This window comes from Pseudomonas sp. H1h (assembly GCF_000633255.1).
Classification (GTDB): Bacteria; Pseudomonadota; Gammaproteobacteria; order Pseudomonadales; family Pseudomonadaceae; genus Aquipseudomonas.
Genome location: NZ_AYMJ01000022.1, coordinates 24,044 through 39,595, shown reverse-complemented (window position 1 = coordinate 39,595; position 15,552 = coordinate 24,044). Strand labels below are relative to the sequence as shown.

Genomic DNA, 15,552 nt, shown 5'->3' with positions numbered 1-15,552 from the left:
ACATAGAATCTCCCACATTTGTTATGTGCTGGCCGCTAAATTATTTGGCGGACGACACCCGCCACACCTTGTTGCCCACATCGTCGGCCACCAGCAAACCGCCTTGCTGGTCGATCACCACGCCCACCGGGCGGCCCAGAGCGTTCTCGTCCTTGTCGAGGAAGCCGGTCAGCACATCGACCGGTGCTCCGTTCGGCTTGCCGGCGGCGAACGGTACGAAAATCACTTTATAGCCACTGTGCGGTTTGCGGTTCCATGAGCCATGCTGGCCAATGAACGCGCCTTCCTTGAATTGCGCCGGCAGGCTGTTGCCCTCGGCGAATGTCAGGCCCAGCGAGGCGGTGTGCGGGCCTACGGCGTAGTCAGGAGCAATGGCCTTGGCCACCAGATCGAGGTTTTGCGGTTTTACGCGCACATCCACATGCTGGCCGTAATAGCTGAAGGGCCAGCCATAGAAGCCGCCGTCCTTGACTGAGGTGATGTAGTCCGGCACCAGGTCGCTGCCGATCTCGTCACGCTCGTTGACCGCCGTCCACAGCGCGCCAGAGGTTGGCTCCCACGCGAGACCGTTGGGGTTGCGGATGCCCGAGGCGAAGATCCGGTGGTTGCCTGTGGCGCGATCCACTTCCCAGATCGCCGCGCGACCTTCCTCTTTATCCAGGCCGTTTTCGCCGACGTTGCTGTTCGAGCCGACGGTGACGTACAACTTGCTGCCGTCCTTGCTGGCGATAACGTTCTTGGTCCAGTGATGGTTCAGTGTGCCGCCTGGCAGGTCGGTGACTTTGATCGGCTGCGTCTTGATCTCGGTCGCGCCTGGCTCGTAGTGGAAGCGCAGCAAGCGATCAGTGTCGGCGACGTACAGATCGTTGCCGACCAGCGTCATGCCGAACGGCGAATTGAGATTCTGCAGAAAAACCGTGCGGGTCTCGGCCACGCCGTCGTGGTCGGCATCGCGCAGCAGGGTGATGCGATTCGGGCTCGGCACGCCGGCGCCAGCCTTGCCCATGACTTTCTTCATTACCCAGTCACGAATGCCACTGCTGTCGTCAGGCTTTGGCGGAGCATTGGTTTCCGCCACCAGTACGTCACCGTTGGGCAGCACGTAGAGCCAGCGCGGATGGTCGAGGCCTTCGGCAAATGCAGCGACTTGCGTACCGGTCACTGCGGTCGGTTTGCCGCCCGCAGGCCAGCCGATCGCCGGGGCGATGTTCACCGTCGGAATCAGGGTCTTGTTGGGTTCGGGCAGCTTCGGTGACGGGCCGGTGCCGTCGGAAACTTGCAGGCTGGAGGATTCACCGCAGGCGGCGAGCCCTCCGGCGAGGGCGATGACGAGAGCGAGTTGGGTTTTGCGCATTACTGATCTTCCCTATGAATGCATGCCTAATCATAGAGGAGCCTGCGCACCCGATGGTTCAACCGCTCAGCCACGGGCCTCTTTGAACAGCACGGCGATTCCGGGGTGATAGTTGCCCGCTTCGCTGCGCAACTTGCGGTAGGCGTAGGGGAAATACCAGGCGACGGCGCAGCAGTGTTCCTTTTGCAGGTCGTCGACCATGTCCTGCAGCTCTTCCGGGCTCGCGCTGTGCTGGGCTTTTTGCGGTGCGACGAACAGGCAACCGAGTTTGAGGTCGCTTGCGAAGCTGATGCGTTTGGCGTCGCTGGTGATTTCCAGCAGGGCCTGGGTCAGGTTGAGGTTGCTGACTCGCGGCCAGCGCTGCGTGGCCTGGATGTAGGCGCGGTCTTCGGCACCTGCGAGGAACAGGTGGGCGCGGGCATTGCGCTCGCCGTCCTCGTTCTGCTTGCGGGTGGCAGTATCGCAAAGGGTCACCAGTTCGGCCATCCATGCCGCAGCGGAGAGCAATCCGAGATTGGCTTTCTCGTCATGCCAGTAAGGCGTGTCGTTGTCGCCGCGCACGGCGTTGTAGCGGTCGATACAGTCAAACCAGCGTTCAAGCACCGGGCGCAGGAACTCCAGGCGCGGGTTGCTGATGATCATGCCTTGCATCGTAATCATCCTTATTGTTGTGATGGGCTTTTTCGAGAAAAGCATGGCTCTTTGATATCACTTGTATCAGTGTGGCACAAGATTGGCGCCAGATAATTGATCGGCGGCAGTTATTCGCCCGACGGCCGCCTCTTTAATTGACGCTCCACCCCCAACCCTCTAACCTTCGCGGCTTGTTTCAGGTGCTCTGTGACGTGTGTCGACAGAGTGAAACAGGGAAGCCGGTGAGGGTTGTCTTCAGGCGAAGAACGATCGCGATCCCGGCGCTGCCCCCGCAACGGTAAATGAGTGAAAGCTGCGCATTGAGCCACTGTGTCGACAGACGCGGGAAGGCGCGCAGCCCGGCGATTTGCCGCTCATGAGCCCGGAGACCGGCCTGATTCATCCAGCGGCATCACGGTGGGCGATGCCAGGCTTTTTGCCGTCTATTCTTGTGCCTGCCCGCCGTTATCCAGCCTCAACGGAGAGCTCCCCCATGACCGATTCCCCCGAGCGTGACGAACGCCATCTGGCGCGTATGCAGCGCAAAAAAGCCGTGATCGACGAACGCATCGCCAATTCGCCCGACGAGTGCGGCCTGGTGCTGGTGCTGACCGGCAATGGCAAAGGCAAAAGCAGCTCGGCGTTCGGCATGCTTGCCCGCGCCATGGGCCACGGCATGCAGTGCGGCGTGGTGCAGTTCATCAAGGGGCGCAACAGCACCGGCGAAGAACTGTTCTTCCGGCGCTTCCCCGAGCAAGTGCGCTTTCACGTGATGGGCGAGGGCTTCACCTGGGAAACCCAGGACCGGCAGCGTGACATTGCTGCCGCCGAAGCCGCGTGGGCAGTCTCCCGCGAGCTGCTGCGCGATCCGTCGATCGGTCTGGTGGTGCTGGATGAACTGAACATCGCCCTCAAGCATGGCTACCTCGACCTGGATCAGGTGCTCAGCGATTTGCAGGCGCGTCCGCCAATGCAGCACGTGATCGTCACCGGTCGTGCGGCCAAGCCGGAAATGATCGAGATGGGTGACACCGTCACCGAAATGGGCATGCTCAAACACGCCTTTCAGGCAGGCATCAAAGCGCAGAAAGGCGTCGAACTTTGAATCAACCACGTCACTGCCCGGCGGTGCTGATTGCCGCGCCGGCCTCCGGTCAGGGCAAGACCACCGTCACCGCCGCACTCGCGCGTTTGCATCGCAATCAGGGGCGCAAGGTGCGCGTCTTCAAATGTGGCCCGGACTTCCTCGACCCTATGATTCTCGAGCGCGCCAGCGGTGCGCCGGTGTATCAACTGGACATGTGGATGGTCGGCGAGCAGGAAAGCCGGCGTCTGTTGTGGGAAGCCGCCGCCGAGGCGGATCTGATTCTGATCGAAGGCGTGATGGGCCTGTTCGACGGTACGCCTTCGAGTGCCGATCTGGCGCGACACTTTGGTGTGCCGGTGCTCGGCGTGATCGACGGTACTGCGATGGCCCAGACCTTTGGCGCCCTGGCGCTGGGGCTGGCGCGCTATCAGCCGGACTTGCCGTTTGCCGGCGTGCTCGCCAACCGCGTCGGCACCTTGCGTCACGCGCAACTGCTCGAGGGCAGCCTCACCGAAGGCTTGCGCTGGTACGGCGCGCTGTCCCGCGAAACGGGGATCGAGTTGCCGAGCCGCCATCTCGGACTGGTGCAAGCCAGTGAACTGAATGACCTGGATTTGCGTCTCGACGCGGCCGCCGAAGCTTTGGCCAGCAGTTGCGAGGTAGCGCTGCCACCGGCCGTGGAATTCGCCGCGCCTGAAGTGATCCCCGCTGAACCGTTGCTCGCAGGTGTGCGCATTGCTGTCGCACGCGATGAAGCCTTTGCCTTCACCTACGGCGCCAGCCTCGACTTGCTGCGCGCGATGGGCGCCGAGTTGAGCTTCTTCTCGCCGATTCGCGATACGCAGTTGCCTGAGGCTGACAGCCTGTATCTGCCGGGCGGTTATCCGGAATTGCACCATGTCGCGTTGGCGCAAAATACTGCGATGCTTGAGGCGATCCGTGCGCACCACGCCGCCGGCAAACCACTGCTCGCCGAGTGTGGCGGCATGCTCTATCTACTCGATTCGTTGACTGACGTCGAAGGCGCCCGCGCTGAGCTGGTCGGGCTGCTGCGCGGTCATGCGGTGATGCAAAAGCGTCTGGCAGCACTGGCGCTGCAAGCGGTGGATCTGCCGGAAGGTTCGTTGCGCGGCCACACCTATCACCATTCCCTGACCACCACTGAACTGACGCCGATTGCCCGGGGCCTGAGCCCCAATGGCGGGCGCGGAGCGGAGGCGGTGTATCGCGAGGGACGGATGACGGCGTCGTACGTGCACTTTTATTTTCCGTCGAATCCGACTGCGATTGCCGCATTGTTTGCACCGGATCTCGAGGCCGCTTTCGCGAGCAAGCCCGCTCCCGCATTGGATCACCCAACCCCTGTGGGAGCGGGCTTGCTCGCTAAGAGGCCATGAGCGACAACGCATTTTCCGAAGGCGAGCGCCAAGCGGTCTACCGAGCCATCGCCGAACGCCGCGACATGCGCCACTTCACCGGTGGCACGGTCGAGCCTCAATTGCTGCGGCGTCTGCTTGAGGCCGCACATCAGGCGCCCAGCGTCGGCCTGATGCAGCCTTGGCGTTTCATTCGCATCAGCGACCGTGCCTTGCGCGGGCAGATCCAGAACCTCGTCGAAGAAGAACGCATCCGTACAGCCATTGCCCTCGGCGAGCGCAGCGACGAGTTCATGAAGCTCAAGGTCGAAGGCATCAACGATTGCGCCGAAGTGCTGGTCGCGGCGCTGATGGATGATCGCGAACGGCACATTTTCGGGCGTCGTACGCTGCCGGAAATGGACATGGCGTCGTTGTCCTGCGCGATCCAGAACCTGTGGCTGGCGTCCCGTGCCGAAGGACTGGGGATGGGCTGGGTCTCGCTGTTCGAGCCGCAGGCGCTGGCCAATCTGCTGCAACTGCCGGTCGGTGCCAAGCCGTTGGCGGTGTTGTGCCTGGGCCCGGTCAAGGAATTCTATCCGGCGCCGATGCTGGTACTCGAAGGGTGGGCGCAGGCGCGTCCGCTCAATGAGTTGCTGTATGAAAATTATTGGGGAGTGAGTCAATGAGTGTGGCGTTGTTGAGTGTCGCTGCAGTCGCGCTGGATGCGCTGCTGGGTGAACCGAAACGCTGGCATCCGCTGGTGGCGTTCGGCAATTTCGCCGGGCGCATCGAGCGACGTTTCAATGCGGGCGGCCGTGGCTGGCGCAGTCACGGAGTCACCGCGTGGGTGATCGCGGTGCTGCCGCTGACGTTGCTCGCCACCGCATTTTCCTGGGCGCCTTACGTGGGCTGGATCGTCGAGATTCTTGCGCTGTATTGCGCCCTGGGCATGCGCAGTCTTGGCGAGCACGTCGAGCCTGTGGCCAAAGCCCTGCGCAGTGAAGATCTGGAAGAGGCGCGCCAACGCGTCGGCTATCTGGTCAGCCGCCAGACCAGCGAACTGGACAGCACCGCCGTCGCCCGTGCCGCTACCGAGTCGGTGCTGGAAAACGGCAGTGATGCGGTGTTCGCTGCGCTGTTCTGGTTTGTCGTGGCCGGTGCGCCGGGCGTGGTGCTCTATCGCTTGAGCAACACGCTCGATGCAATGTGGGGTTATCGCAACGAACGTTTCGAGCGTTTCGGCTGGTGTGCGGCAAAAATCGATGACGTGCTCAACTACATTCCTGCACGGCTGGTGGCACTGACCTACGCGCTGTTGGGCAACACCCGGCTCGCCTGGAAATGCTGGCGCACCCAGGCGCCGAAATGGGACAGCCCCAATGCCGGTCCGGTGATGGCTGCCGGTGCCGGTGCGCTGAATGTCGAGCTGGGCGGCCCGGCGATCTATCACGGTGAACTGCACGACCGTCCGCAGCTGGGCGAAGGTGCGCCGGCGGATGCCGATTCGATTGATCGCGGCTGGCAATTGGTCCAGCGCGGGGTATGGTTATGGCTGCTGATTCTCTGCGTGGGGGCTGAATTCTATGCTTGAGCACGGTGGCCGGCTGCGCAAGGCTGCACTCGATTACGGTATCGCCGAGGCCGACTGGCTCGACCTGTCCAGTGGCCTTGCGCCGTGGCCGTTTGCGGTTCCGGAAATTCCGTTGCGCGCTTGGGCGCGTCTGCCGGAAACCGACGATGGCCTGGAGCAGGCCGCGTGCGATTACTACGGCGCCTCCCAGGTGTTGCCGGTGGCCGGCTCGCAGATGGCGATCCAGTTGCTGCCGCGTTTGCGCCGTGCCGGCAAGGTCGGCGTGTTGTCACCGTGTTATGCCGAGCACGCCGAAGCCTGGCGCCGCAGTGGTTACATCGTGCGGGAAGTGCTGGAGCAGGAGGTCGAATTTTTTCTCGACAGCCTCGACGTGCTGGTCGTGGTCAATCCGAACAATCCGACCGGCCTGAGCCTGACCCCGGCGCGACTGCTGGACTGGCACGCGCGGCTGGCCCAGCGCGGCGGTTGGCTGGTAGTCGATGAAGCGTTCATGGACAACACACCACAACTGAGTCTGGCGTCGCACACCCATCAAGTCGGATTGATTGTGTTGCGCTCGTTCGGCAAGTTCTTCGGTCTGGCCGGCGTGCGCCTGGGCTTTGTGTTGGCTGAGCGCAAGTTGCTCAGGTTGCTCGCCGAACAGGTCGGGCCATGGGCGGTCAGCGGCCCGACACGGGTGCTCGGCCAAGCCTGTCTGCAGGACACCGAGGCGCACACCCGGCAACGCATGCGCAGCGATGAGGCCAGCGAGCGCCTGGCGTTGTTGCTGGAGCGCTACGGCTTAAAGCCCTTGGGCGGATGCGCGCTGTTCCAGTGGCTGATCACCGAGCACGCCGTGGCGTTGCACGAATTCATGGCCCGACGCGGCATCCTTCTGCGTCTCTTCACTCACAACAGCAGCCTGCGTTTCGGTCTGCCGGCCAATGCCGCTGAAGAGGCGCGTCTCGAGCAAGCGCTGCAAGCCTTTGCCAAGGAATCGACATGACCACCCTGATGGTGCAAGGCACCACTTCCGATGCCGGTAAAAGCACGCTGGTGACGGCGCTGTGCCGCTGGGCCACCCGTCAGGGCGTGGCGGTGGTGCCGTTCAAGCCGCAGAACATGGCGCTCAACAGTGCCGTGACCGCTGATGGCGGCGAGATCGGCCGCGCCCAAGCGGTGCAGGCGCAAGCGGCGCACCTCGAACCGCACACCGACATGAACCCGGTGCTGCTCAAACCCAACAGCGACACTGGCGCACAAGTCATCATCCATGGTCGCGCGGTCACCAGCATGAACGCCGTGGCCTATCACGACTACAAAGCCATCGCCATGCAAGCGGTGCTCGCTTCGCACGAACGGCTCAGCGCGGCGTATCCGCTGGTGATGGTCGAAGGCGCAGGCTCGCCAGCGGAGATCAATCTGCGCGCCGGTGACATCGCCAACATGGGCTTTGCCGAGGCGGTGGATTGCCCGGTGCTGCTGATTGCCGACATCAATCGCGGCGGAGTATTCGCGCATCTGGTCGGCACCCTGGAGTTGCTGTCACCGAGCGAACAGGCGCGGGTCAAAGGTTTCATCATCAACCGATTTCGCGGCGACATCGCCTTGCTGCAACCGGGCCTTGACTGGCTCGAGCAGCGTACCGGCAAACCGGTGCTGGGGGTGCTGCCATACGTGATGGATCTGCACCTGGAGGCCGAGGACGGCATCGACCAGCGCCAGACCGGCAAGGCCGAACAAGTGCTCAAAGTGGTGGTGCCGGTGCTGCCGCGCATCAGCAATCACACCGATTTCGATCCGCTGCGTTTGCATCCGCAGGTGGACCTGCAGTTCATCGGCCCGGGGCAGGCGATTCCTGCCGCCGACTTGATCATCCTGCCCGGCTCGAAAAGCGTGCGCAGCGATCTCGCGTATCTGCGCGCCAACGGTTGGGACACGGCGATCAACCGGCACCTGCGTTACGGCGGCAAGCTGCTGGGGATTTGCGGTGGCCTGCAAATGCTCGGCGAGCAGGTGCACGATCCGCTGGGGCTGGAAGGCGCGCCCGGTTCGAGCGCCGGCCTGGGTCTGCTGGCGTTCGAAACGACGCTGGAAGCCGAGAAGCAATTGCGCAATGTGCGCGGGCGTCTGGCGCTGGAAGAGGCCGAGGTCAGTGGATATGAAATCCATGCGGGCGTGACGGCTGGGCCGGCGCTGGAGAATGCGGCGGTGCATCTGGACGACGGTCGTTGCGATGGCGCGCAGAGCCTCGACGGGCAGGTGCTCGGCACCTATTTGCACGGCTTGTTCGAGTCGCCGCACGCCAGTGCCGCGTTGCTGCGTTGGGCCGGGTTGAGCGATGTGCAGGAAGTGGATTACCACGGCTTGCGCGAGCGTGATATCGAGCGGCTGGCGGATCTGGTGGAGAAGCATCTGGATACCGGGCTACTGCGCCAGCTTTGTGGGATCCAGGTTGGCTGTTCCGGCCTCTTCGCGAGCAAGCCCGCGCCCGCATGAGAATGCATTCCAGGGTGGGAGCGGCCCCCCTCGCGAAGGGGCCGGTTGCCTCAACACATAATTTTCAGGATGTCCCCAATGCTCCAACTGATCCTCGGCGGCGCCCGCTCCGGCAAAAGTCGCCTCGCGGAAAAACTCGCCAGCGACAGCCAACTGGCCGTCACCTACATCGCCACCAGCCAACCGCTGGACGGCGAAATGAACGACCGCGTCGCGCATCACCGCGCTCGTCGTCCGGTCGAATGGGCGTTGATCGAAGAACCGCTGGAGCTGGCTCGCATCCTGCGTGAACACACCAGCACCGAGCGTTGCCTGCTGGTGGACTGCCTGACCCTGTGGCTGACCAATCTGCTGATGCTCGATAACGCCGAGCGTCTCGCCGCTGAGCGCGAAGCCCTGCTGGACTGCCTGGCGTCACTGCCGGGGGAAATCATTTTTGTCAGCAACGAGACCGGAATGGGTGTCGTGCCGCTGGGCGAATTGACTCGCCGCTACGTCGATGAAGCCGGTTGGCTGCATCAAGCTCTGGCTGAGCGCTGTCAGCGTGTCGTCCTGACCGTCGCCGGCCTGCCCCTGACCCTGAAAGGACCTGCGTTATGACTCAAGCGTGGTGGTTGAATCCGTGCAAACCCGTGAATGCCGAGATCGTTGAACAAGCGGCCGCGCGGCAACAGCAACTGACCAAACCGGCCGGTTCTCTCGGTCGCCTCGAAACGGTGGCGGTGCAACTGGCGGGATTGCAGGGCCAGGTCAAACCGCGCCTCGACCAGCTGTGGATCGCGATTTTTGCCGGCGATCATGGCGTGGTCGCGGAAGGGGTGTCGGCTTTTCCCCAGGAAGTCACGGGGCAGATGCTGCTCAACTTCGTCAGCGGCGGCGCGGCGATCAGCGTGCTGGCGCGCCAGCTCGATGCACAACTGGAAGTGGTGGACCTGGGCACGGTGACGCCCTCGTTGAATCTGCCCGGCGTGCTGCACTTGAATGTCGGCCCGGGCACGGCGAATTTCGCCAAGGGCGCGGCGATGACCCGGACGCAGGGCGAGCTCGCTTTGCAGGCCGGTCGCGACAGTGTGCTGCGTGCCAAGGCAGCAGGCGCGCAGTTGTTCATCGGTGGTGAAATGGGCATCGGCAACACCACCGCCGCCAGTGCGCTGGCCTGCGCCTTGCTCGATTGCCCGGTGACACATCTGACCGGCCCCGGCACTGGGTTGAATGCCGAAGGTGTCAGCCACAAAGCGCAGGTCATCGAGCGCGCGCTGGCGCTGCACGCGGCGCAACGTGGCGATGCGCTGCAAACCCTGTTCAACCTCGGCGGTTTTGAAATCGCCGCACTGGTCGGCGCTTACCTGGCCTGTGCTCAGGAAGGCGTTGCGGTGCTGGTCGACGGCTTTATCTGCACAGTCGCTGCGCTGGTGGCGGTGCGGCTGAATCCGGCTTGCCGCGAGTGGCTATTGTTCGGTCATCGTGGCGCCGAGCCGGGCCATCGTCATGTGCTGGAAGCCCTCAGTGCCGAACCGTTGCTGGAACTTGGCTTGCGTCTGGGTGAGGGCAGCGGGGCGGCGTTGGCTGTGCCGCTGTTGCGCCTGGCCTGTGATCTGCACGGGCAGATGGCGACGTTCGCCGAAGCCGCAGTGGCGGATCGTCCGGCATGACCTTGCGCCTGGACCTGCTGCGTCACGGCGAAACTGAACTGGGCGGTGGTTTGCGCGGCAGCCTCGATGATGCGTTGACGCAAAACGGCTGGGCGCAGATGCGCGCGGCGGTGATTGCGGGCGGGCCGTGGGATCGGCTGGTCAGTTCGCCGCTGCAGCGTTGCGCGCGGTTTGCCGCCGAGCTGGGAGAGCAACTGAATCTGCCGGTGAGTCTGGACAAGGATCTGCAGGAGCTGCATTTCGGCGCCTGGGAAGGGCAGAGCGCCGCAGCGTTGATGGCGACGGATGCCGAGGCGCTGGGGTTGTTCTGGGCGGACCCGTATGCCTTTACGCCGCCGCAGGGTGAGCCGGTCAGCGATTTTTCTGCGCGTGTGCTGGGGGCGGTTGCGCGGTTGTATCAGGCCTACGCCGGCGAACGCGTGTTGCTGATCAGTCATGGCGGCGTGATGCGCCTGTTGCTGGCGCGGGCGCGTGGTTTGCCCCGTGAGCAGTTGCTCAATGTCGAAGTCGCGCATGCTTCGCTGTTTTCTCTGACCGTTGAGGCCGATGGTTCGCTCAAGGAAGGTCGCTGACATGCTGCCACTGTGGATCGCCCTGCAATTTCTCAGCAGTTTGCCGATTCGTCTGCCGGGGATGCCGGCGCCGGAACAGCTCGGGCGCTCGTTGCTGTTCTATCCGCTGGTAGGGCTGCTGTTCGGGGTGATCCTCTGGGCGCTGAACCTGGCATTGGCCGGTGCGCCGCTGTTGCTGCATGCCGCGTTGTTGTTGACGGTGTGGGTGTTGCTCAGCGGCGCGCTGCACCTCGACGGGCTGGCCGACAGCGCCGACGCCTGGCTCGGTGGCTTCGGTGATCGTGAGCGCACGCTGACGATCATGAAGGATCCGCGCAGCGGGCCAATCGCGGTGGTGACGCTGGTGCTGGTGCTGTTGCTCAAGTTCACCGCGTTGCTGGCGCTGATCGAGCAAGGGCACGCGGTGGCGTTGATCGTTGCTCCACTGCTGGGACGTGCGGCATTGCTGGGGTTGTTTCTGACCACGCCGTATGTGCGGGCGGGTGGGTTGGGGCAGGCGCTGGCTGATCATCTGCCGCGCAAGGCGGGTTGGTGGGTGCTTGGGTTCAGTGCGCTGGGCTGTGTGCTGATTGCCGGGGTTGAAGCGGTTGTTGCGCTGGTTGTCGCGTTCGGTGTTTTTGTCTGGCTGCGGCAGTTGATGATGCGGCGGTTGGGCGGGACCACGGGCGATACGGCGGGGGCGTTGCTGGAATTGCTGGAGGTGGCGGTGTTGGTTGGGGTGGTGTTGGTCTGACAGGTGTTTGTTGTCTTTTCTGGCCTCTTCGCGAGCAAGCCCGCTCCCACATTTGGAATGCATTCCCCTGTGGGAGCGGGCTTGCTCGCGAAGGCGGTGTGTCAGACGCCACAAACCTTATTGATAAACTCATGTGTAACTTGATTTAACACAGTCCCGGGTATATACACGCATCATGCTTCCTTCTCAGTGTTTGTGCACCAACCTGCGTCGCGCCGCTCGTGGCGTCAGCAGGCATTACGACGGCGCTCTCGACGGCTTCGGGATCAACGTTGCCCAGTATTCTTTGCTGTGCAATCTGCAGCGCCTGGATCAACCGAGCATTTCCGAACTGGCCGAAGCCATGGGCCTGGATCGCAGCACCCTGGGGCGCAATCTGCGGGTGTTGGAAGGCGAGGGGCTGGTGGCGCTGGCCGAGGGCGAAGACATGCGCAACCGCATCGTCAGGCTCACCGAGGCCGGCGTGCAGCGTCTGGCAGCGGCCCTGCCAGCCTGGGAAGCGGCGCAACAGCGATTGATCGATCGCCTGGGCGCCGAGAAGCGTGAAACCTTGCTCAGATTGCTGGATGAACTGGCCTGAGGCCGGTTTTTTCCAAACTCAAGCGGGTATATACCCGCAAGCGGAGAATAACAATGACATCGATGTGGCGTACGTGCGGTTGGGTGTTGCTGGGAAGTGCGCTGATTCTGGCGTTGTCATTGGGCGTGCGGCACGGTTTTGGCCTGTTCCTGTCACCGATGAGTGCGCAGTTCGGTTGGGGGCGCGAGGTGTTCGCCTTCGCCATCGCCTTGCAGAACCTGATCTGGGGCCTGGCGCAACCGTTCACCGGGGCTTTGGCTGACCGTTTTGGCGCGGCGAAAGTGGTGCTGGTCGGCGGTGTGCTTTACGCCTTGGGCCTGGTGTTCATGGGCTTGTCCGATTCGGCGCTGAGCCTGTCGCTGAGTGCGGGTCTGTTGATCGGTATCGGTCTGTCCGGCACCTCGTTCTCGGTGATCCTCGGCGTGGTCGGTCGTGCCGTGCCGGCGGAAAAACGCAGCATGGGCATGGGCATTGCCAGCGCTGCCGGCTCGTTCGGCCAGTTCGCCATGCTGCCGGGTACGCTGGGTCTGATTGGCTGGCTCGGTTGGTCGGCTGCGCTGTTGGTGCTCGGTCTGCTGGTGGCGCTGATCGTGCCGCTGGTGAGCATGCTCAAGGACAAACCGCTGCCGGTGCTGGGTCATGAGCAGACCTTGTCCGAAGCGTTGCGTGAAGCCTGTTCGCATTCCGGTTTCTGGCTGCTGGCGTTCGGCTTTTTCGTCTGCGGTTTTCAGGTGGTGTTCATCGGCGTGCATCTGCCGGCCTATCTGGTCGATCAGCATCTGCCGGCCACGGTCGGTACTACGGTGCTGGCGCTGATCGGGCTGTTCAACATCTTCGGTACTTATACCGCCGGCTGGCTCGGCGGGCGCATGTCCAAGCCGCGTTTGCTGACGGCGTTGTACCTGCTGCGCGCAGTGGTGATTGCGTTGTTCCTGTGGCTGCCGGTGACCACCACGTCAGCCTACCTGTTCGGCATGGCCATGGGCTTCCTGTGGCTGTCGACGGTGCCTTTGACCAACGGTACGGTGGCGACCTTGTTTGGTGTGCGCAATCTGTCCATGCTCGGCGGTATCGTGTTCCTGTTCCATCAGCTCGGCTCATTCCTCGGCGGCTGGCTGGGCGGGGTGGTGTATGACCGTACCGGGAGTTATGACTTGATCTGGCAAGTAGCGATTCTCTTGAGCCTGCTGGCGGCCGCGCTGAACTGGCCGGTGCGCGAGCGTCCGGTGGCGCGCCTGCAACCGAGTGTGAGCGCCGCATGAAGCGTTCCTGGCCGCGATTCGCCTTCGCTGCACTCGGCGCCCTGTTGTTGGCGCTGGTGTGGTGGGGTTGGCATCAGGGCGGCCTGGCGCTGATGCAGTTAGGCATGGGCGCTTGCCTGTAGGCTTGAAGGGCGAGTAACGTCGGGGTCTGATGACTGCTCAAGGATGCCCGACATGCTCATGCGCTGGTGTGCTGTACCCGCGTTGCTGATGGCGTTGACCGGACTGGCGCAGGCCGCTGACTGTCCGGACACGCTGCAAGGTTCGCTGCCCAAATTGCGCGCCAAGGAATCCATCGACCTGTGCCAGCGCTACGCCGGCAAACCGCTGGTGGTGGTCAATACCGCAAGTTTCTGTGGCTTCGCTCCGCAGTTCGAAGGCCTCGAAGCGCTCAATCAGCGCTACAAGGCACAGGGTCTGGAAATGCTCGGTGTGCCGTCCAACGACTTCAAGCAGGAGTCCGGGGACAGCGCCGAGACCGCCAAGGTCTGCTACGCCAACTACGGCGTGACGTTCACCATGACCGAGCCACAGAAAGTCCGTGGCGACGACGCGACTCACCTGTTCAAGGTGCTGGCGGAGCAGAGCAGCGAGCCGAAGTGGAATTTCTACAAGTATGTGATCGACCGTCAGGGCAAAGTGGTTGCCAATTTCTCAAGCCTGACCAAGCCGGATGATCCGGAATTTATCGCCGCTATCGAGAAAGCCATAGCCTCAAAATCCCAGGCTGACTGAGACACAATCTTTGTGGGAGCGAGCCTGCTCGCGAAGACGATCTGCCCCGGAACATATGTTTGTCTGACCCAGCGCTTTCGCGAGCAGGCTCGCTCCCACATTGATGTTCATGCATGCACAAAAAAGCCCCGCTTTCTGCAAGGAGAGCGGGGCTTTTTTTGTGGGCGAGGGGGTTAACCTCGCCGTGCAGCATCAGAAGCGATAGGTCGCGCCGACACCGAAACCGTTTGCCGAGTTTTCATACTTGGCGTCGTAGGTCTGGCCACGATCGTTTTCGTTGTGGACTTTGACCGACTCTTCCTTCAGGTACGAGTAAGCCACGTCGATGGTCAGGTCTTCGGTCGGGCTCCAGCCGGCACCGATGCTGAAGATCGTGCGGTCGCCGGTAGGAATACGTGGCGAACGGTCGACGTTGTTGGTCGGCGACTGGTCGAAAGTCAGACCGGTGCGCAGTACCCATTCCTTGTTCAACTGGTACGAAGTACCCACGGCGTAAGCCCAGGAGTCGTGCCAGTTCTGGTCTTCGGTGATCTCGCCGAACTGACCGGCCAGCAGCGGCTGGACGCCCGAGTTTTCAACGGTGATCTTCTTCAGCTGGCTCCAGCGGGTCCAGGTCGAACCGGCATAGACGTTCCAGCGATCGTTGATTGCTTGAGTGACCGAGAAGTCCACGGACTCAGGCGTGGTGATCTTCAGCGAAGCGTCGTACTTCTGCTCGGCGCCCAGACCGACTGCGCCCAGCACACCGTAGTTGACCTTGGTGTTGCCTTCGAGCTTGTAGTCGACTTTCGAGTGGTAGGTCAGACCCAGGCGAGTGGTGTCGGTGGCCTGTACCAGCACGCCAATATTGTAGCCCAGTGCAGTGTCGTCACCCTTGATCTTGACCTTGCCGTCCGGCGCAGCCTGGGTGATCGACAGGTTGGATTCAAGCGTACCGTCGATACGGTTGATGGTCGGACCGAAACCTACCGACACCACGTCGTTGAACTTGTAGCTGACAGTTGGCTGGAAGGTGATGACTTGCACTTCGGACTTGCTGCCGAAGTAACGGCCTGCAAAGCCTTTTTCGTAGTCGGTAATCAGGCCGAACGGCACGTATACGCCGAGGCCGAATGCCCAATGCTCATCGATCGGTTTGACGTAGAAGCCCATAGGTACGGAGGTGAAGGGCACCATGTCGCCTTTGTTGCTGCCGCCGTTGGGGCTGGAGCTGGCGTCTTTGATATCGGTCTTGGCATCGAGGAATGCAACGCCGCCGGTGACTTGTTCGCGCGTGATGCGCGACATGCCGGCAGGGTTGCCATAAACAGTGCTTGCGTCGTCGGCAGAAGAAGATCGCCCAGCGTAACCAGTACCCATCCCGCTAATGCTGTGTTCGTTGATGGCAAAGCCAGCTGCGAAGATCTGGGTGGATGCCATGGTAACGGCGAGGCTAAGGGTGGTTTTGAGCATTACTTTTTTCATTATTAGAACTCCTGGTGATCACCGGGGCGAAAATTACCAACATTTTCGTTCCA

At 62.5% G+C, this 15,552-nt stretch carries 17 protein-coding genes and 1 riboswitch; of the genes, 14 read left to right on the top strand and 3 right to left on the bottom strand.

Annotated elements, in window-relative coordinates:
• Positions 1-40 precede the first annotated feature (40 nt).
• Positions 41-1,354 carry a sorbosone dehydrogenase family protein gene (locus U862_RS0119785; RefSeq protein WP_025111998.1) on the bottom strand — a complete coding sequence of 438 codons (1,314 nt, stop codon included), beginning with the start codon at positions 1,352-1,354 and terminating at the stop codon, positions 41-43.
• Positions 1,355-1,420: 66 nt separating this feature from the next.
• Positions 1,421-2,005, bottom strand: coding sequence for a hypothetical protein (locus U862_RS0119780; RefSeq protein ID WP_025111997.1), 585 nt, complete (start codon positions 2,003-2,005; stop codon positions 1,421-1,423).
• Between the two features lie 163 nt (positions 2,006-2,168).
• A riboswitch (cobalamin riboswitch) is annotated at positions 2,169-2,400 on the top strand.
• 80 nt (positions 2,401-2,480) lie between these two features.
• On the opposite strand from U862_RS0119780, the gene cobO reads away from it, so the two are divergent.
• From cobO to U862_RS0119710, 14 genes are all read left to right on the top strand, one after another.
• Positions 2,481-3,092 carry a cob(I)yrinic acid a,c-diamide adenosyltransferase gene (gene cobO, locus U862_RS0119775; RefSeq protein WP_003223053.1) on the top strand — a complete coding sequence of 204 codons (612 nt, stop codon included), beginning with the start codon at positions 2,481-2,483 and terminating at the stop codon, positions 3,090-3,092.
• The gene (locus tag U862_RS0119770; RefSeq protein WP_025111996.1) at positions 3,089-4,471 is read left to right on the top strand and encodes a cobyrinate a,c-diamide synthase; all 1,383 of its coding nucleotides are present in this window, start codon (positions 3,089-3,091) and stop codon (positions 4,469-4,471) included. The genes cobO and U862_RS0119770 overlap by 4 nt, the downstream gene beginning before the upstream one ends.
• On the top strand, positions 4,468-5,118 hold the full coding sequence (gene bluB / locus U862_RS0119765; RefSeq protein WP_025111995.1) for a 5,6-dimethylbenzimidazole synthase: 651 nt from the start codon (positions 4,468-4,470) through the stop codon (positions 5,116-5,118). Before U862_RS0119770 ends, bluB begins: the two co-directional genes overlap by 4 nt.
• Entirely contained in the window at positions 5,115-6,023 is a 909-nt protein-coding gene (gene cbiB / locus U862_RS0119760; RefSeq protein ID WP_025111994.1) for an adenosylcobinamide-phosphate synthase CbiB, read from the top strand. The genes bluB and cbiB overlap by 4 nt, the downstream gene beginning before the upstream one ends.
• Positions 6,016-7,008 carry a threonine-phosphate decarboxylase CobD gene (gene cobD / locus U862_RS0119755; protein ID WP_025111993.1) on the top strand — a complete coding sequence of 331 codons (993 nt, stop codon included), beginning with the start codon at positions 6,016-6,018 and terminating at the stop codon, positions 7,006-7,008. Before cbiB ends, cobD begins: the two co-directional genes overlap by 8 nt.
• Positions 7,005-8,501, top strand: coding sequence for a cobyric acid synthase (locus U862_RS0119750; RefSeq protein ID WP_025111992.1), 1,497 nt, complete (start codon positions 7,005-7,007; stop codon positions 8,499-8,501). The genes cobD and U862_RS0119750 overlap by 4 nt, the downstream gene beginning before the upstream one ends.
• Before the next feature lie 78 nt (positions 8,502-8,579).
• Positions 8,580-9,101 carry a bifunctional adenosylcobinamide kinase/adenosylcobinamide-phosphate guanylyltransferase gene (gene cobU / locus U862_RS0119745; RefSeq protein ID WP_025111991.1) on the top strand — a complete coding sequence of 174 codons (522 nt, stop codon included), beginning with the start codon at positions 8,580-8,582 and terminating at the stop codon, positions 9,099-9,101.
• Complete coding sequence (gene cobT / locus U862_RS0119740) at positions 9,098-10,153, top strand: nicotinate-nucleotide--dimethylbenzimidazole phosphoribosyltransferase (protein WP_025111990.1); 1,056 nt, start codon at positions 9,098-9,100, stop codon at positions 10,151-10,153. Before cobU ends, cobT begins: the two co-directional genes overlap by 4 nt.
• Positions 10,150-10,725 (top strand): alpha-ribazole phosphatase family protein, encoded by a 576-nt coding sequence (cobC, locus tag U862_RS0119735; protein WP_025111989.1) that lies wholly within the window; start codon positions 10,150-10,152, stop codon positions 10,723-10,725. The genes cobT and cobC overlap by 4 nt, the downstream gene beginning before the upstream one ends.
• A 1-nt stretch (position 10,726) precedes the next feature.
• Positions 10,727-11,458, top strand: coding sequence for an adenosylcobinamide-GDP ribazoletransferase (locus U862_RS0119730; protein ID WP_025111988.1), 732 nt, complete (start codon positions 10,727-10,729; stop codon positions 11,456-11,458).
• A gap of 175 nt (positions 11,459-11,633) precedes the next feature.
• On the top strand, positions 11,634-12,038 hold the full coding sequence (locus U862_RS0119725) for a MarR family winged helix-turn-helix transcriptional regulator (protein ID WP_025111987.1): 405 nt from the start codon (positions 11,634-11,636) through the stop codon (positions 12,036-12,038).
• A 53-nt stretch (positions 12,039-12,091) separates the two neighbouring features.
• Entirely contained in the window at positions 12,092-13,300 is a 1,209-nt protein-coding gene (locus U862_RS0119720) for an MFS transporter (RefSeq protein WP_025111986.1), read from the top strand.
• Entirely contained in the window at positions 13,297-13,422 is a 126-nt protein-coding gene (locus U862_RS31210) for a hypothetical protein (RefSeq protein WP_256214716.1), read from the top strand. The genes U862_RS0119720 and U862_RS31210 overlap by 4 nt, the downstream gene beginning before the upstream one ends.
• A gap of 52 nt (positions 13,423-13,474) precedes the next feature.
• Positions 13,475-14,035, top strand: a complete 561-nt coding sequence (locus tag U862_RS0119710) for a glutathione peroxidase (protein WP_025111985.1) — start codon at positions 13,475-13,477, stop codon at positions 14,033-14,035.
• Positions 14,036-14,227: 192 nt separating this feature from the next.
• On the opposite strand, the gene U862_RS0119705 is transcribed toward U862_RS0119710, so the two are convergent.
• Entirely contained in the window at positions 14,228-15,499 is a 1,272-nt protein-coding gene (locus tag U862_RS0119705) for an OmpP1/FadL family transporter (protein WP_025111984.1), read from the bottom strand.
• Positions 15,500-15,552: the final 53 nt, after the last annotated feature.